We start from the raw sequence: 21483 nt of genomic DNA on the forward strand, positions 1-21483 counted from the left end.
TCCACAGTGGACACATCGGCAAGGGTCGTCGCCATCACCGGCGGCGGCACCGGCATCGGTGCGGCGGTCGCCCGGCGCTACTCGGGCGAAGGCGCTCGGGTCGTCGTGCTGGGACGGCGTCGCGAGCCCCTCGAGAAGATCGCCGCCGAGACCGGCGCACACGTGATCGCGTGCGACGCGAGTGTGCGTGCCGACGCCGAGCAGGCGGTCGCGGAGATCGTCGGCCGGTACGGGCGGCTGGACGTCGTGGTCGCCAACGCCGGCGGGCACGGGTTCCAGTCGGTGGCCGACACCGGTGACGACGAGTGGGAGCTCGCGCTGCGCTCGAACCTTTCGAGCGCGTTCGTCCTGTGCCGGGCGGCGCTGCCGTCGCTGGTCGAGACGGGCGGGCAGATCGTCGTGGTGTCGTCGCTGGCCGGGCTGTTCGCCGGGCCGAACGTCGCCGGGTACACGGTGGCCAAGCACGCGCTGATCGGCCTGACCCGCTCGATCGCCCGCGACTTCGGGCCGCGCGGGGTGCGGGCGAACGCCGTCTGCCCCGGCTGGGTCCGCACGCCGATGGCGGACGGCGAGATGGACCAGTTCGCGGCGGCGGCCGGCTTCGAGGGCGGCCACGACGAGGGCTACCGCCGGGTGACGGCCGAGGTCCCGCTGCGCCGCCCGGCCGAGCCCGAGGAGATCGCCGCGGTGGTCCGGTTCCTGGGTTCGCCGGAGTCGTCCTACATCACCGGCGCGGTCCTGGTCGCCGACGGCGGCGCCCACTGCGTCGACCTCCCGACGCTGGCCTTCGAGCGCGCCGGCATGTGAGCCATCAGGCGCCCAGGTAGGCGGCGTGCAGCGTGGCGGGCGAGTCCAGCAACGTCTGCGCGTCGCCCGCGTACGTCACCCGGCCCGACGAAACCACCAGCGCCTCCTTCGCCACGCCCAGCGCCAGGTGCGTGAACTGCTCCACCAGCAGGATCGCCGCGCCCTCGGCCGCGAACCGCGTCACCACCGGCAGCAGCCGGGTGAACACCACCGGGGCCAGCCCCAGCGACATCTCGTCGATGAGCAGGAACGCCGGGCGCGCCGCGAACGCCCGGGCCAGCACGACCATCTGCTGCTCGCCCCCGGACAGCAGCGCCGCGGGGGAGTCGCGGCGCTTGTCCAGTTCGGGAAAGAGGGAAAGCACGTCGTCGAGCCGGGCCGGCGTGCGGGCGGTCAGGCGGAGGTTCTCCAGCACCGTCAACCCCGGGAACACCGCCCGGCCCTGCTCGATGTGCGCCAGCCCGAGCCGCGCCCGCGCCACCCGCGAATGCCGGGTGATGTCGACGTCGCCGACGTGGACGCGGCCCGCCGACGGGGCCACGACCCCCGACACGGCTTCCAGGAGGCTCGTCTTGCCGGCGCCGTTCGGCCCGACCAGTGCCGTGATCCGGCCGGGCTCGAGGGTGAACCCGACGTCCCGGATCACCGGGCCCGCGCCGCGCTTCACCGTCAGCCCGTCGACACGCAACGCCGTCACAGCAACTCCGTTTCACCCATGTACGCCTTGAGGACCGCCGGGTCGGCCAGCACGTCCGCCTGCGGGCCGCTCGCCAGCACCTCGCCGAAGTCGAGCACCGTCAGCCGGTCGCACACCGACCGCACCAGGTCGAGGTCGTGCTCGATGAGCAGCACCGACACCCCGAACCGCGCCGGTACCTGCCGCAGCCGCCGCCCGAACGCCACGTGCTCCTCGTGCGGCAGCCCGGCCGCCGGTTCGTCGAGCAGGAGCACCCGCGGCCGGGCCAGCAGGTGGCCGACGACCTCGACGAGCCGGCGCGCGCCGGCGTCCACCCGGGACAGCGGGGTCCGCGCCGGCGGGCAGCCGAAGAACTCCAGCGCGCCGGCGACCTCGGTGCCCGGCAGCCGCCGGCGGGCGACGAACCGGACGTACGCGCCGACCGTCAGCCCGGGTGGGACGCGGTCCTGCTGGAACGTCCGCCGCAGCCCGCGCCGGGCCCGGCGGGTGGGCGAGCCGGTCAGCGGGCGCCCGTCCAGCGTCACGGTCCCGGTCGCCCGCGGCAGGAAGCCGCTGACGACGTCGACCAAGGTGGACTTCCCGGCGCCGTTCGGCCCGATCACGCCGAGGATGCCGTGCTCGGGCACCACGACGTCCACTTCGGACAGTGCTTTGACGTGCCCGAAGTGGACACTCAGCCCGCGCACCTCCAGCACCGGCTCGCCCGGCGGCAGCGGCTCGACGTCCGCGATGTCCGAGAGGCCGACCCCGGCCGGTCCGCGGGACCGGCGCCGGTGGAAGAGGTCCCGGACGGCCGTGCCGAGGTTGCCGCGCCCGGCCAGGGCCTGGATGCCGAGCACGCCGAAGATCACGAACCCCCAGTCCTGCGGCACGCCCCAGCGTTTCAGCAGCTCCGGCACCGCGACCCAGAGCAGCGCGCCGAACACCGCCATGTCGATGAGGTGCGCGCCGGACATGACGGCCAGCACGTACAGCGCGAGGGACTGGATCGCGGTGAAGCTCGCCGGGAAGGCGAGGCCGACCTGGCCGGTGAGCAGGCCGCCGCTGACCCCGCCGAGCGCGGCGCTGACCGCGAACGCCGTGAGCTTCGACGTCCGCACGCCGGCGCCGACCGCGGCGGTGCCGCGCTCGGAGAACGCGACGAGGTGCCAGCTGCTGCCCCAGCGGCCGCGGCGCAGGGAGTGCACGAGCAGTCCGCAGGCGACCAGGACCAGTACCGCGAAGAAGAAGTACGACCGGTCGTCGGAGAACGCCTCCGGCCGCTCGACCGGGAGACCTTCCGTGGCGCCGGGGAACTGGATCTGCACCAGCGTGAGGTCGGCCGCCGCGGCGAGCCCGAGGGTGACGACGGCGAGCGTGATCCCGCGCAGCCGCAGCGCGGGCAGCCCGACGAGCACGCCGGCCACCGCGGCGGCCAGCCCGCCCAGGACGAGCCACGCGACGAACCCGCCGGGTACGCCGGCGACGTTGCACGCCGAGACGACGAACGCGCCGACCGCCCCGAACGTGAGCTGGCACAGCGAGACCATCCCGGCGGTGCCGGTCACGACACCGAGCCCGAGCAGGGCGATCGCCGCGACGACGGCGCTGACGCCGAGGTAGACGAAGTACCCGGCCAGCCCGACGCTCAGCCCGTACCCGACCGCGACCGCGGCGGCCGCGACGGCGAACGGGAGGAACCGCTCAGCGAGCCGCATCCCACACCTCCTTGCGCTGCGTCCACAGCAGCAGCGCCACGATGACCAGGAACGGGAGGAAGTACCGCAGCACCGACAGCCGGTCCGACTGCGCGACCGCGCCCTGCGCCATACCGAGCACCAGCCCGCCGGCCACGGCCAGGTCGAGGCGCCGGAAGCCGCCGAGCAGCGCGGCCGCGGCCGCCGGGACCACCAGCATCGCCAGCGACGTCGGGTCGTTCGACTGCGACGGCGCGACGATCGAGACCGCGAGCGTGGCGATCACCCCCGTCGCCGTCCAGACGCCGACCGCCAGCGGCCGGGCCGGGATGCCCAGCAGCTCCGCCGTCGTGGGCCGCTCGGACAGCGCGCGCAGCCGGACACCGAGCGTCGTGCGGGCCAGCACCACCCGGCAGCCCAGCGCGACCAGCACCGCCAGCGCGACGGTGACCACCGTGACCTGGCTGATCACCACGCCGCCGGCGGTGAACGCCGGCCCGGCCAGCAGTGGGTGGAACGGCTGCGGCTTGTTCCCGAACAGGATGAACGCCAGCGAGATCAGCAACAGCAGCACCGCGACGGTCACCGCCGAGCGCGTCCCGGTGTCCGCCTCGGCCAGCCAGGTCGACACGATCCAGCCGAGGACCGCGCTCAGCGCGCCTCCGAGCACGATCCCGGCCACTGTGGCCAGCCACTCCGGAAGTCCTGCGTGGACCGCCAGGAACACCGCGACGTAACAGCCGAACATCCCGGTGGCGGACTGCGCGAAGTTGACGACGCGAACCAGGCGCGACATCAGCGTCAGGCACACCGCGAGCACCGCGTAGAGGCCGCCGGCGGCGAGACCGGCCAGAGCGCCCTGCAGCATGGACGTCCTCCTAGGACTTCGGGATCCGCAGCCAGTCCTGCCCGGCCAGCTCCCACTTGTTCGTTCCGGTGGCGAGCTTGATCGGCCACCCGGCGATGTTGTCGTGGTGCGCCTGGGCGGGGCCGAACACGTACGGCGTGCCGACCATCGGGTCGCTGACCGGCTTCATCCCGCGCAGCGCCTTGGTCACCGACTCCCGCGTGATGTCACCCTGGATTCCCTTGAGGACACCGAGGAAGTACTTCGCCGCCAGGTAACCGCCCTGGCTGAACGACGTCAGCGGGATCTTGTTCTTCGTCATCAGGTCACGCCAGTCCTTCGTCTGCGGGCTGCCGGCGTCGGTGAACGGGTAGAACTCGGCCGGCACGTACACACCGGCGCCGGCGTTCGAGATCGCCTTCGCGTAGTTCTCGCTGTAGACGCTGGTCAGCAGCAGCCACGTGACGTCGTTCCAGCCCTGCGCCTGCGCGGCCTTGAGCTGCCCGATCGAGTCGGGCTCCACCGGGTTGACGGTGATCGCCTTGCAGCCCGCGGCGCGTGCCTTGACGATGTAGGACGTGTAGTCCGAGCCGCCGTAGGGCACGGTCGCGTCGAGGTACTTGAGCTTCTTGCCGGTGATCTTCGTCCACTCGTCGATCGCGGCCTGGTACGCGGGGAGCGTGTTGCCCGCGATCTCCAGCAGTGCGCAGATGTCGTTCAGCTTCAGCGTTTCCGAGCCGTAGAGCAGGGTGAGCGTCATGTCGTGGAACGGCCCGACGTTGACCGGCGCGATGTTCGGGCTGGAGAAGCACGCCGGGTCGACGCCGATGCCCTGCACGGACAGGATCTTCTGCTGCTCGTAGTACTTCGCGTTGATCTCGCACTCGATCAGGCTCGACGAACCGACCAGCGCGACGGCGTCGTCACCGCCGACCACTTCGCGCGCGGCCGCCGCGGCCGCCGACGGGTCGCCCTTGTCGTCGATCGCCTTGTACTCGATCTTGCGGCCGTTGACGCCGCCGGTGGCGTTGGCCGCGTCGAACACGGCCTTGGCGGCCTGCGAAGCCTCCGGGAAGGTCGCCGCGCCGCTGAGCGCGTTCACCGAACCGACGACGATCGGGCCGTCCGCGCCGGCACCGGACCCGGCACAGCCCGCGACGAGGAGGGCGGCGGCCGCCAGGACGGGAAGGATCTTTCTCATGACTGCTCCCGGGTCGCGGCCACGACGGGCGCGGAGTCGACGATCTGCTCGAACGAGATGACTTCGCCGCCGTCGAAGCGCCACAGGTGCGCGACGCGGGCGGTGAACGACCGGCCGGTCCGGCGGTGGGTGCCGGTGTAGGTGCCGACGCCGACGACGGTGTCCCCGGCGTCGAGGAGGTCGGCGAGGGTGAAGCGGTAGCCGTCCCAGTCGCGTCCGATCGGCTCGAAGACGTGGCGCCGGACTTCGTCGGGGCCGGTGTAGGTGCCGGCGTAGGGGAAGCCCGCGGCTTCCGTCCACGTCGTCCCCGGGCCGAGCGGGGCGAGCATGCCGGGCAGGTCGCCGCGGTCGCTGGCGGCGTAGTGCGCGCGGATCACGTCCACAGTGGACACAGTGGCTCCTTCAGACGGGCTGGGCGTCGGGATAGCCGACCGAGCCCAGCGGGTAGATGTGCCCGCCGGCGCGGGAGTGCTCGGAGCGGCCGTCGCCGGTCAGGCCGAGGAAGACACCGGTGGTGCGCAGCGCGTAGCCGAGGTCGTGCAGCCACACGCTCGCCACGGCGATCCGGAACTCCCGGAAGCAGAACAGGTAGAGGCCGTCGGCGAACTTCCACACCGTCGAGAGGTCCATGTCGCCGTGGCCGCGCTGGACGCCTTCGAGGCACTGCCACGCGTAGCGCTCCGACGAGAGGTAGACGTGCTCGTAGAGGTGCTCGGGGCTGTAGCGGTAGAGATTGCGCTTGCCGATGAGGTCGCGTGACGGCCCGGGCGCGACGCCGGAGGGCGGGCCGCCGTCGGTGACCCCGGACTGGAAGCTCTGCGAGACGCGGGGAACGACGTCTTCCGCGCCGATCACCGAGCGGACGGCGAGCGCGCGGTGGGACGTCGTCGAGTACACGACGGTCAGCGCTTCGCCGTCGATGCTGGTGAGCGGCAGGTTCACGAAGAAGACGTCGTCGCGCACGGCGACGGCGTCGTACGGGTCCTCGACGCCGTTGCAGACGACGTGCTCGGCGTCTTTGAAGTGCAGGGAAAGGACTTCGCCGTCATCGAGGGTGATCGTGACGTCCCGGCCGGTGAGGTCGGCGTCCGGCAGGCGGTAGGTGGCGATCCCGGCGGCGAACTCGTCGTAGGTGCGCCAGCCGTCGGTGGGGGCTTCGGGCATGGCCTCATCGTCGGGCGGGGCGGGCGGCCCGGCGAGCGGTCACGCGCTGCGGGGCAACTACCGGTCGCTGACGGTCAACTCCCGGCGCAGCTCGCTCGGCGCCCGGCCGAACGCGCTCTTGAACACCCGGCTGAAGTGCGCGGCGTCGACGAACCCCCAGCGCGCGGCGATGGCCGCGACCGGGCGGCCGGCGTGGACGGGGTCGAGCAGGTCGCGGCGGCAGTGTTCGAGCCGGCGCGTGCGGATCCACCCGGCGACGGTGGTGCCCTGCTCCTGGAAGAGGCCGTGCAGGTGCCGCGTCGAGATGAAGTGCTCGGCGGCGATCCGCGCCGGGCCGAGGTCGGCCGAGGAGAGGTTCGCGTCGATGTGCGCGCGGATCCGGCGCATCAGCTCGTGGTGCGGGTCTTCGTTCGCGAGGTCCAGTTCGGTGGCGACGAGCGTGGAGAGGAGGTCGACGGCGCTGTGCGCGAGCCGCGCGCCGGCCGGGCCGGCCAGCTGGTCGAGGTTGCCGCCGAGCTGGGCGAGGAACGGGACGACGACGTTCCCGACGCCTTCCTTGCCCGACATGCGCACGGCGGTGAGCCGGCCGACGAGCTCGGCGGGCAGGTCGATCAGGCGCTGCGGGAACATCACGACGAGGGTGCGGAAGTCCTCTTCGAACACGAGCGAGTAGGGCCGGTGGGTGTCGTAGAGGGCGACGTCACCGGGGCGCAGGACGGCTTCGCGGCCGTCCTGCACGAGCAGACTGGTGCCGGCGAGGATGAGACTGAGCTTGTAGTACCGGCGTTCGCCGCGCCCGATGAGTTCGGGAGTCCGTTCGACGACATGCGGCGACGCGGTGACCTCGGAGACCTGCACCTCATCGGCGGCGGAGGAGCGAATCCGGCCACGGAAGCCGTCCCCGCCCGCGGTGACGTGCAGGGGGACGAACGACTGCGAGACGGCGGTACGGAACTCGGTGAAGTCACGGGCGATGAGGGTCGTGGGTGCGGGCACGGGGTCACCTCGCAGCATCGAGAGGGGAGCAGTGTCGTATACGATAAGCGATACGATCCCCGGCGACAATGCTCAGCGGCGGCTGCCGGGTTGCCGGCTCGCGTGCTGGCGGTGGTTCGGCCTCGCTCGGCGCGGTGGTGGCTGACCGGGCCGCGTTGGCAGCGCGGCCGCCCCGGCCGGCGGCGCGACCAGGCCTGGCCAGATTCCGCGCGGCCCTTCCGCACCAGTCTGTCTGGAGTCGGCAGCTCGCCCGGCCCGCTGTCCGTGGCCCGGTCTCACCGCCCACCCGAGCACCACTCACCGGGACAGCCGGCGAACCTCCCTCCCCCCGGCGCCTGGCGCCCTCCCTCCCCGGCATGTGATCCTCGTCCTGGGAGGAGAGGCGGGGATGGATTCGTTCGGCACCAGGCTGCGCCGGCTTCGGCGGGCCGCGGAGCTGACCCAGGAGGCGCTCGCCGAGAAGTCCGGGCTCAGCGGCCAGGCCATCGGCGCGCTCGAACGCGGGGATCGGCGCTACCCGCACCGGGACACCCTCGATCGGCTCGCCGACGCCCTCGGCCTCGCCGGCGACGACCGCGAGGAGTTCGCCGCCGCGGCCGCGCGGCCCGGGAGCCCGGCGGGCGCCAAGGTCGTCCCGCGCGAACTGCCCGGGGGGATCGCCGTGTTCACCGGCCGCGAAGCCGAGCTGGACCGCATCCTGGGCCTGCTCGGCGAACCCCGGCAGGGCGGCGTCGTCGCCATCGCCGGGATGGCGGGCGCCGGGAAGACCGCGCTCGCCCTCGAAGCCGGCCACCGCCTCGCCCGGCGCTTCCCCGACGGCTCGCTCCACCTCGACCTGCGCGGCCACGCCGCCGACCCGCCGGATCCCCTCGACCTGCTCGACCGGCTCATCCGCGACCTCGGGGGCGAGCCGCCGACACCCCTGTCGCTCGACTCCGCGTCGGCTCGCTTCCGGACGCTGCTCGCCCCGAAGCGCGTCCTGCTCCTGCTCGACAACGCCCGCGACGCCACCCACGTCGCGCCGCTGCTGCCCGGCGCCGGCGGCTCGGCGGCGATCGTCACCAGCCGCGTCGCGCTGACCGATCTCCCGCAGGCGCACCAGGTACTGCTCGACGTCCTGCCCGAGGCCGACGCGCTGCGCCTGCTCGCGGCCGAAATCGGGGCCGAGCGCGTCGCGGCCGAGCCTGCCGCCGCCCGGACCGTGGCCCGCCTGTGCGGATACCTGCCGCTGGCGCTGCACCTGGTCGGCGCGCGCCTGGCGACCCGGCCGCGCTGGCCCGTCGCCCACCTCGCGCACCGGCTCGACGACGAGCGCCGCCGCCTCGACGAGACGGGCGTCCGGACCAGCTTCGCCCTCGCCGTCGGCGCACTGGACGACGCCGCGGCCCGCGCGTACCCGCTCCTGTCGCTGCTCGACGTCCCGGAGCTGTCGGTGCCGGTCGCGAGCCGGTTGCTCGACGCGCCGGAGCGGGCGACCGAGGAGCTGCTGGAACGGCTCACCGACGAGCACCTCCTGACCACGCCCGCGCCGGGCTGGTACCGGCTGCACGACCTGCTCCGGCTCTTCGCGCGGGAGCACGCGGCGCGGTTGCCGGCGGGCGAGCGGGCCGCGGCGATCACCCGCGTCGTCGAGCTCTGCGCGGCGATGGCGTGGCAGAGCATGGCGCTCGTCTCGGCGGCTTCGCACCGCCACGACTGGGCGGCCGGGCGGTGGGCGGCCGCGGGACCGGCGTCCGCGGACGAGGTGTTCGCCTGGCTCGACCGGCACCAGGGGCACCTGGTCACGGTCGTGCGGCAGGCCGCCGCCACCCCCGGGGTGCCGCCCGAGGCGATCGCCGCCGTCGGGCTCGGCCTGTACGAATACCACCGTGCGCGGGCCCGCTGGCGGGACGCCATCCAGGTCGACGAAGTGGCACTGGAGCTGGTCGACGGCGTCGACCCGGTCGCGGCCGCGACGCTGCGCAACGACCTCGGGGTCGCCGAGGCCGAGCTCGCGCACGGCGGCGAAGCGGCGGGCTTCCGGCGGTCGCACGCGTTCCTCCGCCGGAGCCTCGCGGACTGGGAGGCGATCGGCGACGAGCGCCAGCTGGCGGGCACCCTCAACAACCTCTGCTTCGTCTACGGCCTCGGCGAAGACGTCGACGCGGCCATCGGCTTCGGCGAGCGGAGCCTGGCGCTCAACCGGTCGCTCGGGCTGCGGTACGTCGAGACGCTCAACCTGGTCAACCTCGCGGTGTTGTACGGACGCCAGGGCGACCGCGCGCGTGAGCTGGCGTACGCGACCGAAGCGGTGGCCGTCGCCGAGGAAACCGCCGACGTCCGCGGGATGGCGTACGGCCGGATGCGGATCGGGATCGTGCACCGGGAGCTGGGCCGGTTCGACGTCGCGGTCGAGGAGCTGAGCCGGAGCGCGGACCTCTGGCGCGAGGCGGGCGTCCGGCTGTACGAGGCGATGACGCTGGCCGAGCTGGGCCGCGCGCACCTGGGCCGGGAGGACCGCGACCGGGCGCGCGAGGTGCTCACGGACGCGCTGGAGCTGATGCGGGAGTACGGCGGTGCGGAGCGCGCGGCCGAGGTCCGAGCGGAGCTGGACCGGTTGTGACCACGGCCGTCAGGTAGGGCCGGGCACGGTGCACCGGGACGCAGGCGACCTTGCCGTCGTGGGTCCCGCAGACGAGGGTGACGGTGTCGCGGACCCGTTCGACGACCACGACGTGCGTCGGTTCTCCCGCCGCGGTGGCGGGCACCCCGGCGAAGAAGGACGCCGCGGCGAGCGCGGCGAGAAGCGTGGTCCAGGCGGCTCTCACCGGTGCCCTTCTCGTCGGGAGCTGGCGGCAAGGCCGATCTTGGTGGCCCGCGGGCCGGCGCGACAGCGACAACCTCTACGAAGGACCTCTACAAAGTGACGGCGAGCAAGCCGGTCAGGCGACCGTGTCGTCGGCCAAGGTGCTGAGCAGGGCCGCGAGGCCGCCCGGGGCCCGGCCCCGCAGCCTCGCACTCGTCACCACCGGGGCCCCGGACTCGTAGCACCGGCGGAAGCCCGCCTGGCCGAGCCGGCGCCACAGGTCGTGGTCCTCGCCCGTCGCCCGGGGGCCGAAGCCGCCCACGACGTCGAACGCGTCCGCTCGCACGCCCAGGTTCGCGCCGTACACCGACCCGTGTCCCTCGGACGTGCGCGCTCGGTCGAGGACGTCGTCGTACCGCGAAAGCGCCCGCGCCGACGCGCTGAACGGCGCCGACAGCTCCGCCGTCCCCGCGATCGCGTGGTAGCCCTGGCACGCCCGGGTCAGGTGCGCCCGCGCCCACCCGGGCGTCGCGCGCGAGTCGGCGTCCGTGCTCAGCAGCAGGGTCCGCGCCGCCGGTGTGCCCAGCAGCGCGCGGACCCGGGCGACCCCGAGGTCGCGCACCTCGCCGATCGTCCGCGCCGACCGGGAGACCACGACCACACCCGGCACGTCACCGAACGCCGCGCGGGCCACCGCCGCCGTCGCGTCGTCGCAGCGGTCGGCGACGACGCAGACCGCTGCGCCGACTCCGGCGGGCAGCCGCCGCAACGCTAGGTCCACCGCGCGTACGCACGCACCGACCAGCGATGCCTCGTCCCGCGCGGGCACCACGACGCCGACCGCCGTGATCACCGGCGCCTCAGCACGTGCAGCAGGAACTGTTCGTCGGTGTGCTCGACCAAGGGCTCGAACGCGGGGTGCGCGAGCAGCCGCGCGTGCGCGTCCCGGGCGTCCCGCGGTGCTTCGGGCGCCCACGGGAGCCAGTGCACGGCGAGCAGGTGCCCACCGGGGCGCAGGGTCGCCGCCGACGCCTCGATCGTCGCGTCGAGCGCGTCATCGTCCAGGTAGTACAAAAGCTCGCTGTACACCAGCAGGTCGACCGGCCCGGCCGGCAGCTCGTCCGGCACCGATCCCTTGTGGACGTCCACCTGGGACAGGTCGGCGACGGCCGCGCGGGTGCGCTCCACCGCCGCGGGCACCGGGTCGAACGCGAGCACCCGGTCGGCGCGCGCCGCGAGATCGCGGGTCAGCACGCCCACGCCGCACGCGGGTTCGACGACCGTGCCGTAGTGCTCGTCGGGCAGGCAGGCGAGCACCATCGCCCGCTTCCGCCGCTCGTACCACTTCGTCCCCACCGACCACGGGTCCTCCTGGGCGGCGTACAGCGAAGCGAACCGGCTCACCGGCGCCGACGTCCGCGGCGGCTGCCGGAAGAACACCTCGGTTTCGCCGGTGAAGTGGGCCAGCACCTCCCGCGGCAGGATCGGGTCCTCGCCCCGCGGGCCGGGCTCGAGCTGGGAGGTGAACGTCGCGATCGCCGCCGCCTTGGCGGTCCGTTCCGCGCCGGTGAGCCGCAGCGACCGCGCCCGGGGCCACGGGATGGCCGGGTCGTCCGGCCGCAGCCGGTGCCAGAGCCAGATCGGGTACGACCAGCACTGCGCGTCGACCGGCGCCGCGGCGAGCGCGGCCCGGGCGGCCGCCCGGTGGTCGGGGTGCGGGTCGTCCGGCCACGGCAGCAGGCACAGATCGTGGCCGGCCGCGTGCGCACGCAGCGCCGCGGTCAGCTCGTCCTCGTGCGCGGCCAGCCCGGAGTCCGGCAGCCCGGCCCACACCGGCTCGACGGCCGAAAGCCCTTGCGCCCGCAGGGAGTCCGCCAGTTCGCGCCGGCGGGTCCGGGCCAGCTCACGACGTTCCGCGGTACCGGAAGCGGGAAAGGCGGCTTCGCCGTCGGTCGCCACGACGAGCGTCACCGCGGTGCCGGCGGCGTGCAGGCGCTGCAGGAGGCCGCTCGCGCCGAGCGTCTCGTCGTCGGGGTGCGCGGCGACGACGAGAGCGCGCTCGACCGGCTCGGCCGGCCAGTCCGCGATCACGCCGGGTCCAGCACGAGGCGGCCGAGGGCGGCGAGATCGCGCTCGGCGTGGTGCTGCCGGACGTAGACCGGCAGGTCGGCGACCCGCTGGGCGAAGCGCCGGTCACGGCACGCCGGCGTCGGCCCGGTCACCTTGAGCGCTCGTTCCAGGACTTCGGCGGCGGTGCGTTCCGCCGCGGCCCGGCAGGTGGCCGCGACCTGGGCGTCCACGGCGCCGTCGGCCGCGCGGGCCAGCACGGCCTCCGCGCAGCTCAGCGCGGTGTGCATCGCGCCGACGTGGGCGAGCTGGTGCTCGTCGGCGCTGCCGCGCTCGCGCAGGTAGGCGAGGACGCCGTCGAGGAGGCCCGCGGCTCCGCCGAGCCAGACGGCCGCGACGCCGGCCCCGCCGAGCGCGAACCCGGGCCGGTGCACGTACCAGCCCGGCGGCCCGACGAGCGTGCCCGGAACACCGTCGAACACCACGTCGCCGCTGTCGGAGGCGTCCATCCCGACGGCCTGCCACGCGTCCGGGTGCCGCCGGACGCCGGGGTCGGCGAGGTCCACTTCGACGAGCCGGTCGCCCGCGGCCACCAGCGCGCGTTCCAGCAGGGACAGCCCGGAGCAGAACCGGACCGTCCCGGTGAGCGCGCCGCCGTCCCACACCGCGCCGGTGCCGCCGGACTTCGCCGCCCACACGCCGTGGAGCGCGCCCGCGGCGGGGGAGTGGCCGGCCTCGGCGAGGATCGCGACGGCGTCGGCGTGTCCTTCGGCGAGCCGGGCCAGCGTCAGGTCGCGGCGGCCGAACGCGGCCAGTGCCGCCCAGCGGGCCGCGGTCCGCGCACCACCGGGCAGTGGCAGGTCGAGCTCGCCCGCCGCGTAAAGGGAGCGCAGTTCGGCGCCGACCACCGCGGTGGTGCGCGGCGACGGCAGGGGTTTCGGCGGGGTCTCCGCCAGCAACGTGGTCACAAGATCGGCGCTTACCCGCTTTTCGGCGGGTTACGCGGCATGTGAAGGCACTCACGGCCGGGCATTCCCGGGGTGCGGGCGAGAACCCGCCTGCCGCCCGGCACGGCGCGCGCGTTGCTCCACAAAGGAGTGTCCACTGTGGACCTTATGTGGGCATGGTGAAGCCCCGGCGTCGCCGTGGGGCTCGCGTCACCGGTCTCCGTCACGGCGTTCAGCCGAACGGGTCAATGCGGCCGGATGGCCTGGGAGGAAAGGAAAGGCTGGGGGAGCACCGCCAGGAGAGCGCGCACGGACACGGGTGCGGCTGGTTGCTCAACCGTTGCCGCTCAGCATAGTGCAGCTGCACTATGCTGGACCATCCCGGTGGGCACACCGGGACGGCGCCGGGGTGCCGACAAGCGAAGAAACGGGTGGCGGATGGGTGGGGCAATGGTCGAGGGGACGCGCCCGGGTGCCAAAGGCACAGTCGCAGGCGTGGGCGAGGCGGGGGAGCAGGAGCTGCGTCGGCTGCTGTCCGGCCTGACCGCCGTCCGCGACGGCGACTTCGGCATCCGGCTGCCCGGCGGGGCCGACGGCCTGCTCGGCGAGATCGCCACCGTGTTCAACGGCATGGCCGACCAGCTGTCGCTGTTCACCTCCGAGGTCACCCGCGTCGCGCGGGAGGTCGGCAGTGAGGGGCAGCTCGGCGGCCAGGCGAAGGTCCCGGGCGTGTCCGGCACCTGGAAGGACCTCACCGACTCGGTCAACGCCATGGCCGGCAACCTCACCACCCAGGTCCGCGACATCGCGCAGGTGGCGACGGCGGTCGCGAAGGGCGACCTGTCGCAGAAGATCGACGTCGACGCGCGCGGCGAGATCCTGGAGCTCAAGGACACCGTCAACACGATGGTGGACCAGCTGTCGTCGTTCGCGGACGAGGTCACCCGGGTGGCGCGCGAGGTCGGCAGCGAGGGCCGCCTCGGCGGCCAGGCCCAGGTGCCCGGCGTCGGCGGCGTGTGGCGCGACCTCACCGACTCGGTGAACTTCATGGCCGGGAACCTGACCGACCAGGTCCGCAACGTCGCGCAGGTGACCACGGCGGTCGCGAAGGGTGACCTTTCGCAGAAGATCACGGTCGACGCCCGCGGGGAGATCCTCGAGCTGAAGAGCACGATCAACACGATGGTGGACCAGCTGTCGTCGTTCGCCGACGAGGTCACCCGCGTCGCCCGCGAAGTGGGCACCGAGGGACGGCTGGGCGGTCAGGCCGACGTCAAGGGCGTCTCCGGCACCTGGCGCGACCTCACCGACTCGGTGAACTTCATGGCCGGCAACCTGACCGACCAGGTCCGCAACATCGCCCAGGTCGCCACCGCGGTGGCGAAGGGCGACCTGTCGCAGAAGATCAACGTGACCGCCCGCGGCGAGGTCCTGGAGCTCAAGGACACGCTGAACACGATGGTGGATCAGCTGTCCGCGTTCGCGGACGAGGTCACCCGGGTGGCGCGCGAGGTGGGCACCGAGGGACGGCTGGGCGGCCAGGCCGACGTCAAGGGCGTATCCGGGACGTGGAAGGACCTCACCGAGTCGGTCAACGTCATGGCCGACAACCTCACCGCGCAGGTCCGCTCGATCGCCCAGGTCACCACCGCCGTCGCGCGCGGTGATCTCTCGCAGAAGATCCGCGTCGACGCGCGCGGCGAGATCCTCGAGCTGAAGGACACCATCAACACGATGGTCGACCAGCTTTCCGCGTTCGCGGACGAGGTCACCCGCGTGGCGCGCGAGGTCGGCACCGAGGGCAACCTGGGTGGCCAGGCGACCGTCCGCGGCGTGTCCGGGACCTGGAAGAACCTCACCGACAACGTCAACGTGATGGCGTCCAACCTGACCGGCCAGGTCCGCTCGATCGCCCAGGTCGCCACGGCCGTCGCGCGCGGCGACCTGTCCGGCAAGATCACCGTCGAGGCCAAGGGCGAGGTCGCGGCGCTGGCCGACGTCATCAACACGATGGTCGACACGCTGTCGGCGTTCGCGGACGAGGTCACCCGCGTGGCGCGCGAGGTCGGCACCGAGGGCATGCTCGGCGGCCAGGCCCGCGTGCCGAACGTCGCCGGCACGTGGAAGGACCTCACCGACAACGTCAACTCGATGGCGAACAACCTCACCGGGCAGGTCCGCAACATCGCCCAGGTGACCACCGCCGTCGCGCAGGGCGACCTGACCCGCAAGATCGACGTCGACGCACGCGGCGAGATCCTCGAGCTCAAGACCACGATCAACACGATGGTCGACCAGCTCTCGGCGTTCGCCGCGGAGGTCACGCGCGTGGCGCGCGAGGTCGGCAGCGAAGGCCGCCTCGGCGGGCAGGCCGAGGTCGAGGGCGTGTCCGGCACCTGGAAGCGGCTCACCGAGAACGTCAACGAGCTGGCCGGGAACCTCACCCGGCAGGTCCGCGCGATCGCCGAGGTCACCAGCGCGGTCGCCGAGGGCGACCTGACCCGCTCGATCACCGTCGACGCCTCCGGCGAGGTCGCCGAGCTGAAGGACAACATCAACTCGATGGTCGAGTCGCTGCGCGAGACGACGCGGGCGAACCAGGAGCAGGACTGGCTCAAGTCGAACCTGGCCACGATCACCGGGCTGATGCAGGGCCGGCGCGACCTCGCCGTCGTCGCGGCCGCGGTGATGGACGAGCTCGTCCCGCTGGTCAACGCCCAGTTCGGCGCGTTCTACCTGGCCGACGACACCGCCGAGGTCCCCGAGCTGCGGCTGGTCGGCGCGTACGGCCACCCGGACGGCGAAGGCCCGGTGGCGCGGTTCCGGATCGGCCAGTCCCTCGTCGGGCAGGCCGCGCGCAGCCGCCGTCCGATCGCGGTCGACGAAGTGCCGCCCGGCTACGCGACGATCTCCTCCGGGCTCGGCAGCACCGTGCCGGCCAGCCTGATCGTGCTGCCGATCGTCGTCGAGGACCAGGTCCTCGGCGTGCTCGAACTGGCGTCGGTGCACGGCTTCACCGCGGTGCACCGGGCCTTCCTCGAGCTGCTGATGGAGCAGATCGGCGTCAACGTCAACAGCATCGTCGCCAACGCCCGCACCGACGAGCTGCTCGGCGAGTCGCAGCGGCTGACCGCCGAGCTGCAGACCCGGTCCGAGGAGCTGCAGGCGCGCCAGGAAGAGCTCCAGTCGTCCAACGCCGAGCTGGAGGAGAAGGCGGCGCTGCTCGTCACGCAGAACCGCGACATCGAGACGAAGAACCTCGAGATCGAGCAGGCGCGCCAGGAGCTGGAGGCGCGTGCCCAGCAGCTGACGATCGCGTCGAAGTACAAGTCGGAGTTCCTGGCCAACATGAGCCACGAGCTGCGCACCCCGCTCAACAGCCTGCTGATCCTCGCCCAGCTGCTCGCGCAGAACCCGACCCGCAACCTCACCGCGAAGCAGGTCGAGTACGCGGGCATCATCCACTCCGCGGGCTCGGACCTGCTGCAGCTGATCAACGACATCCTCGACCTGTCGAAGGTCGAGGCCGGGAAGATGGACGTCACCCCGGAGCAGGTGTCGCTGCGCGGCCTGCTGGACTACGTCGAGGCGACGTTCCGGCCGATGACGTCGCAGCGCACCCTCGACTTCCGGATCACCGTCGCCCCCGGTTCGCCCGCCGAGCTGCTCACCGACGACTCCCGGCTGCGGCAGGTGCTGCGCAACCTGCTGTCCAACGCGGTCAAGTTCACCGAGGTCGGCGGGATCGAGCTGCACATCGAGCCGGTCGACCCGGAAAGCCTGCCCCGGCCGCTGCGCGCGCACGGGCCCGCGGTCGCGTTCCGGGTGACCGACACCGGCATCGGCATCGCCGAGCACCAGCTGGAGTCGATCTTCGGCGCGTTCCAGCAGGCCGACGGCACCACCAGCCGCAAGTACGGCGGCACCGGGCTCGGCCTGTCGATCAGCCGCGAGATCGCCCAGCTGCTCGGCGGGTTCATCACCGCCGAGAGCACCCCCGGCGAGGGCAGCTCGTTCACGTTCTCCCTGCCGGTCGCGCGGCCGGACTTCGCGACGCTGCCCGCGGGCGAGCACCCCGGCACGGCCGTCGCGGTCGGGGACGCCGGGACCGCCGTCACGACCTCGGTGCCGCGCACCCACCGGCGGCTGCTGGTCGTGGAAGAGCGCCAGCACGGTCTGCTGACGCTCGTCGCCGAGAGCGCCGCCGCGGACCTGGCCGAGGGCCGCGACATCGGGATCTCGCCGGCCGAGGTCGAAGTCGTGACGGCCGTCGGCACGCAGGAGGCCGCGGCCGCGCTCGCCACCGACGCCTACCACTGCGTCGTGCTGGACCTGGACCTGCCGGACCGCACGGCGTTCGGCTTCCTGGACGCGATGCAGGGCGACAGCGCGCTGCGGATGGTGCCGGTGCTCGCGCACAACAGCCGCCGCCTCGACAGCGAGCTGGAACAGCTGGTGCAGTCCCGCGCCGACGTGCAGTCGCTGGAGGTGCTGTCCGGTCTCGACGAGCTGCGCGAGCGGATCGCGCTGCACCTGTCGGCGGAGGAACCCGGGGCGGTGCTGCCGCTGGTCCGCCCGGACGAGCCGGCCGCGCCGGTGCGGGCGGCCGACGTCGACACGACCCTGGCCGGGCGCACGGTGCTGATCGTCGACGACGACCCGCGCAACGTCTTCGCGCTGACCGGGATCCTGGAGCTGCACGGGATGCAGGTGCTGCACGCCGAGGACGGCCGCAAGGGCGTCGAGACCGTCGCCGCGCACCCGGGCATCGACCTGATCCTGATGGACGTGATGATGCCGGAGATGGACGGCTACACCGCGACGGCGAAGATCCGCGCGATGCCCGAGCACGCCGGCATCCCGATCGTCGCGGTCACGGCGAAGGCGATGCCCGGCGACCGCGAGAAGAGCCTCGCGTCGGGAGCCACCGACTACGTGACCAAGCCGGTGGACGCGGACGATCTCATCGCCCGCATCAAGCGGCACGTGACGGCGTGATCGGCGACGAGAGCTTGACCGCCGAAGAGCAGATCGTCCCGGTACCGGCGGCGCAGGTGTCGGCCAACCTCGCGCGGCTCGCCGACACCGTCGCCCGCCTGCGCGGGGAGGTCGACCACGCCCACGCCGTCGCCGACGGCCGCGCGCTGATCGAGCTGGCCAAGGGCGTCCTGATGGAACGCCTGCACTGCACGCCCGCCGACGCCGCCCGGCAGCTGGAGACGCTGGCGAAGCGCTCGGGGCTGACGCCGCTGGAGTTCGCCGCGGACGTCGTCGGCGAAGCGGCCGAGGACCGGATCACCGAGGTGACGCAGGAGTTCCTGGCCCGCGCCGAGGGCGAGGAGTCCGTCGCGGTGCGGCTGCGCACCGCCGAAAGCGGCGTGCTCGCGGCGGGGGACACCCAGCGCGTCGCGGAGTCCATTTTGGAGCACGCGCTGCGGCCGCTCGGCGCGACGGCGGTCGCGGTGTGGCTCGCCGGGCCCGACGGGTCGCTGACGCTCGCCGGGTCGGCCGGGTTCTCGGCCGAGGAAGCGGCCCGCTGGCGCTACGTCCCGCCCGGCGTCGCGACCCCCGCCCGCAGCGCGCTGCTCGAGCGCGACACGGTCTGGTACCCGACCCTGGCCGGCGGCGGGCTGCCGTCGATCGGGCAGCACACGCTCGCCGAAGGCGGCCGCGTCGCGGTGCCCACCGGGACCGGCGGCCGGATCATCGGCGTCGTCGAGATGTGCTGGCCCGACCCGCTGCCCGCCGAGCCCGGGCGCCAGCGCCGGCAGCTGGAGGCGCTGGCCGAGCTGTGCGCGCACACGCTCGACACCTGGGACGGCGTCGTCGCCCCGGTGGCCGCCGGTGGCGCGGGGGACTTCCTCGGCGAGCTGGTGGACTTCGTCGACGGGCTGCACGACCCGGCCGTGCTGCTCTCGCCGTGCCTCGACGGCGGCCGGCTGACCGACTTCCGCATCCACCACGCCAACGTCCGGTTCGCCGACCCCGGCGGGCGTCCCCGCAGCCGGATCGTCGGCACCCGGCTGCTGGAGACGTACCCGCTCGCGGCCGAGGAGAGCGGCCTGCTCGACATGATCCAGCGGGTCTACGCCACCGGCGAGCCGTTCCGCGCCGAGAGCATGGCGGTCACCACCCTCGTCGACCAGGTGCCGCTGACCGTCCTCACCGACATCAGCGTCACGCGGTTCGCCGGCAACGTGCTGCTGATCCTGCGCATCCAGGACGACGCGGCCAAGCTCGCCGTGCTGCTGCAGCACGCCCAGCGGCTCGGCCGCATCGGCGGCTTCGAGGAGAACGTGGTGACCGGGGCGATCACCTGGAACACCGAGCTGTTCTCGCTGTACGGGCTGCCGCCGACCGCGACGCCGCTGTCGCTGAACGAACTGGCGGCGCACGCGCACGCGGACGACGGGCAGGGCATCGGCCGGTTCCTGCGCGCGCTGCTGCACCACCGGCGTCCGTCGTCGACGGCGTTCCGGCTGCAACGGTCCGACGGCGTCGCCCGGCACATCCGGGTGGTCGCCGAGCCGGTCGTGGACGGCCGCGGCGAGCTCGTCGCGGTCCGCGGGGCCTACCAGGACGTTTCGGCGCAGCACTGGACCGAGGTGGCGCTGGCCGCGACGCGGGACAGGCTGGCCGAGACCGAGCAGGAGGCGATCGAGCGCAACCGGCTCGCCCTGCAGCTGCAGCACGCGATCATGCCGCCGGCCAAGGGCCCGATCGACATGCCGGGCCTGCGCGCGGCGGTCCGCTACCGGCCGGCGGAGAAGGAGCACCTGGTCGGCGGCGACTGGTACGACGCGGTCGCGCTGCCGACCGGCGAGGTGCTGCTGTGCGTCGGCGACGTCGCCGGGCACGGCATCGACGCGGCGACGGGGATGGTGAGCCTGCGCAACGCCCTGCGCGGCCTGGCGGCGACCGGCGCCGGGCCGGCGCAGCTGCTGACGTGGCTGAACCTGGTGGCCTACCACCTGACCGACCACGTGACGGCGACGGCGGTGGCGGCGGTGTACGACCCGGCGACCCGCAAGCTCCGCTGGGCGCGCGCGGGACACCTGCCCCCGATCGTCCGCCACCGCGACGGCGGCGCGACGACGTTGCCGCTGCTGCGCGGGTCCCTGCTGGGCGCGGTCCGCGACGTGACGTACCAGGAGGAGGAGCTCCAGCTCGACGAGGGCGACATCCTGCTGATCTACACCGACGGCCTGATCGAGCGCCGCGACCGGCCGGTCCAGGAGACGGTCTCGCGCCTGGTGAGCTTGGTGAAGGGCCACGACGGCGGGCTGGAGCACCAGCTGGACACGCTGCTGACGTACAGCACGGCGGACACCGACGACGACACGTGCGTGGTCGGCATCGAGGTCACGCGGGGAAAGTGACCGCGGGTGTCAGCCGCCGTGCGTCTTCGGGCCGTGGAGTCTTGCCGGCGAGGATGGTGGCCAGGATCTCCGCGCCGTCGACCACCCGCGGGCCCGGCCGGTTGAAGTGCGCCGGGCCGTCCAGCACCCACACCTCACCCGCGCGGACCGCCGGCAGGTCCGCCCAGCCGGGCAGGTTCGCCAGCGCCGGAGCCTCCGCGAGGGTGCGCTCCGGCGCGAACCCGCACGGCATCAGCAGCAGCACGTCCGGGCGGGCCTCGACCACCGCTTCCCACGGCACCGGCCGCGTGTGCTCGCCCGCCCCGGCCAGCAGGGGTTCACCGCCGGCGAGGGCGATCTGCTCGGGCACCCAGTGGCCGGCGGGCCAGATCGGGTCCAGCCACTCCAGGGCGACGACCCGCCGCCCGGGCCGCGGCGCACCGAGCGCGTCCAGCCGTTGTCGCAGGGCGGCGATCTCGGCGGTGGCTCGTGAAGGCACGCCGAGGACGGCACCGACCTGGCGGAGGCAGTCGAGGACGCCGTCCAGCGTGGCCGGTTCGAGGCTCACCACCAGCGGGCCGACCTCCAGCGTGCGCACCGCTTCGGACACCTGCCGGTACGACACCGCGCAGACCTCGCACAGGTCCTGCGTGAGCACCACGTCCGGGGCGAGCCGGGCCAGCAGCGCGCTGTCGAGCGTGTAAAGCCCGGACCCCCGGTGGGTGGCCTCGGAGATCTCCCGGCTCGTCAACGCGTCCGGGTCGAACTCCGCCCGCGTCACGACCGGGACGTGCTCGACGAGCCCCGGCGGCCAGTCGCACTCGTGCGTGCGGCCGACGAGGCCGGGCAGCCGGCCCAGCACCGCGACGAGATCCGTCGCGGCGGGCAGCAGCGAGACGATCCGCATCGGTCCACGGTAACCGTGGCCCCGGCGATCC

The 21483-nt window shown here is 73.6% G+C and carries 15 protein-coding genes; 4 read left to right on the forward strand and 11 right to left on the reverse strand.

Translation table 11 applies throughout. The features are described from left to right. Positions 1–6: 6 nt before the first annotated feature. The gene (locus QSK39_RS13770; RefSeq protein ID WP_285478115.1) at positions 7–807 is read left to right on the forward strand and encodes an SDR family NAD(P)-dependent oxidoreductase; all 801 of its coding nucleotides are present in this window, start codon (positions 7–9) and stop codon (positions 805–807) included. Positions 808–811: 4 nt separating this feature from the next. Here the strand turns inward: QSK39_RS13770 and QSK39_RS13775 are convergent, their stop codons facing one another. From QSK39_RS13775 to QSK39_RS13805, 7 genes are read right to left on the reverse strand one after another with little or no spacing between them, the layout of a single operon-like run. Then, positions 812–1504, reverse strand: a complete 693-nt coding sequence (locus tag QSK39_RS13775) for an ABC transporter ATP-binding protein (protein ID WP_285478116.1) — start codon at positions 1502–1504, stop codon at positions 812–814. Next, positions 1501–3201, reverse strand: coding sequence for a branched-chain amino acid ABC transporter ATP-binding protein/permease (locus tag QSK39_RS13780; RefSeq protein WP_285478117.1), 1701 nt, complete (start codon positions 3199–3201; stop codon positions 1501–1503). The genes QSK39_RS13775 and QSK39_RS13780 overlap by 4 nt, the downstream gene beginning before the upstream one ends. Next, positions 3188–4048: a branched-chain amino acid ABC transporter permease gene (locus QSK39_RS13785; RefSeq protein ID WP_285478118.1), complete on the reverse strand. Its 861-nt coding sequence runs from the start codon at positions 4046–4048 to the stop codon at positions 3188–3190. The genes QSK39_RS13780 and QSK39_RS13785 overlap by 14 nt, the downstream gene beginning before the upstream one ends. 10 nt (positions 4049–4058) lie before the next feature. Next, positions 4059–5228, reverse strand: coding sequence for an ABC transporter substrate-binding protein (locus tag QSK39_RS13790; RefSeq protein WP_285478119.1), 1170 nt, complete (start codon positions 5226–5228; stop codon positions 4059–4061). Continuing rightward, positions 5225–5620, reverse strand: a complete 396-nt coding sequence (locus QSK39_RS13795) for a nuclear transport factor 2 family protein (RefSeq protein ID WP_285478120.1) — start codon at positions 5618–5620, stop codon at positions 5225–5227. The genes QSK39_RS13790 and QSK39_RS13795 overlap by 4 nt, the downstream gene beginning before the upstream one ends. A gap of 10 nt (positions 5621–5630) precedes the next feature. Next, the gene (locus tag QSK39_RS13800; protein ID WP_285478121.1) at positions 5631–6392 is read right to left on the reverse strand and encodes a MoaF C-terminal domain-containing protein; all 762 of its coding nucleotides are present in this window, start codon (positions 6390–6392) and stop codon (positions 5631–5633) included. Positions 6393–6449: 57 nt separating this feature from the next. After that, the gene (locus tag QSK39_RS13805) at positions 6450–7406 is read right to left on the reverse strand and encodes an AraC-like ligand-binding domain-containing protein (protein WP_502873274.1); all 957 of its coding nucleotides are present in this window, start codon (positions 7404–7406) and stop codon (positions 6450–6452) included. 370 nt (positions 7407–7776) lie between these two features. Between QSK39_RS13805 and QSK39_RS13810 the strand changes: the two genes are divergently transcribed. Further along, the gene (locus tag QSK39_RS13810; RefSeq protein WP_285478123.1) at positions 7777–9990 is read left to right on the forward strand and encodes an ATP-binding protein; all 2214 of its coding nucleotides are present in this window, start codon (positions 7777–7779) and stop codon (positions 9988–9990) included. A 319-nt stretch (positions 9991–10309) separates the two neighbouring features. Here the strand turns inward: QSK39_RS13810 and QSK39_RS13815 are convergent, their stop codons facing one another. The 3 genes from QSK39_RS13815 to QSK39_RS13825 are packed head-to-tail and all read right to left on the reverse strand — an operon-like array spanning position 10310 to position 13208. Beyond that, complete coding sequence (locus tag QSK39_RS13815) at positions 10310–11026, reverse strand: glycosyltransferase family 2 protein (protein WP_285478124.1); 717 nt, start codon at positions 11024–11026, stop codon at positions 10310–10312. Further along, a complete protein-coding gene (locus QSK39_RS13820; RefSeq protein WP_285478125.1) occupies positions 11023–12264 on the reverse strand; it encodes a PIG-L family deacetylase in 1242 nt (413 codons plus the stop codon). The genes QSK39_RS13815 and QSK39_RS13820 overlap by 4 nt, the downstream gene beginning before the upstream one ends. After that, positions 12261–13208: an acyl-CoA dehydrogenase family protein gene (locus QSK39_RS13825; protein ID WP_285478126.1), complete on the reverse strand. Its 948-nt coding sequence runs from the start codon at positions 13206–13208 to the stop codon at positions 12261–12263. The genes QSK39_RS13820 and QSK39_RS13825 overlap by 4 nt, the downstream gene beginning before the upstream one ends. A 429-nt stretch (positions 13209–13637) precedes the next feature. On the opposite strand from QSK39_RS13825, the gene QSK39_RS13830 reads away from it, so the two are divergent. Both QSK39_RS13830 and QSK39_RS13835 read left to right on the forward strand, forming a co-directional pair. After that, on the forward strand, positions 13638–18185 hold the full coding sequence (locus QSK39_RS13830) for a hybrid sensor histidine kinase/response regulator (protein WP_285478127.1): 4548 nt from the start codon (positions 13638–13640) through the stop codon (positions 18183–18185). Continuing rightward, positions 18182–20566: a SpoIIE family protein phosphatase gene (locus tag QSK39_RS13835; RefSeq protein WP_285478128.1), complete on the forward strand. Its 2385-nt coding sequence runs from the start codon at positions 18182–18184 to the stop codon at positions 20564–20566. Before QSK39_RS13830 ends, QSK39_RS13835 begins: the two co-directional genes overlap by 4 nt. Here the strand turns inward: QSK39_RS13835 and QSK39_RS13840 are convergent. Further along, on the reverse strand, positions 20550–21452 hold the full coding sequence (locus QSK39_RS13840; RefSeq protein ID WP_285478129.1) for a cobalamin-binding protein: 903 nt from the start codon (positions 21450–21452) through the stop codon (positions 20550–20552). The two genes, QSK39_RS13835 and QSK39_RS13840, sit on opposite strands and share 17 nt — an antisense overlap. Positions 21453–21483 lie beyond the last annotated feature (31 nt).

It is taken from the genome of Amycolatopsis sp. NBRC 101858 (assembly GCF_030269325.1).
Lineage (GTDB): Bacteria > Actinomycetota > Actinomycetes > Mycobacteriales > Pseudonocardiaceae > Amycolatopsis > Amycolatopsis ponsaeliensis.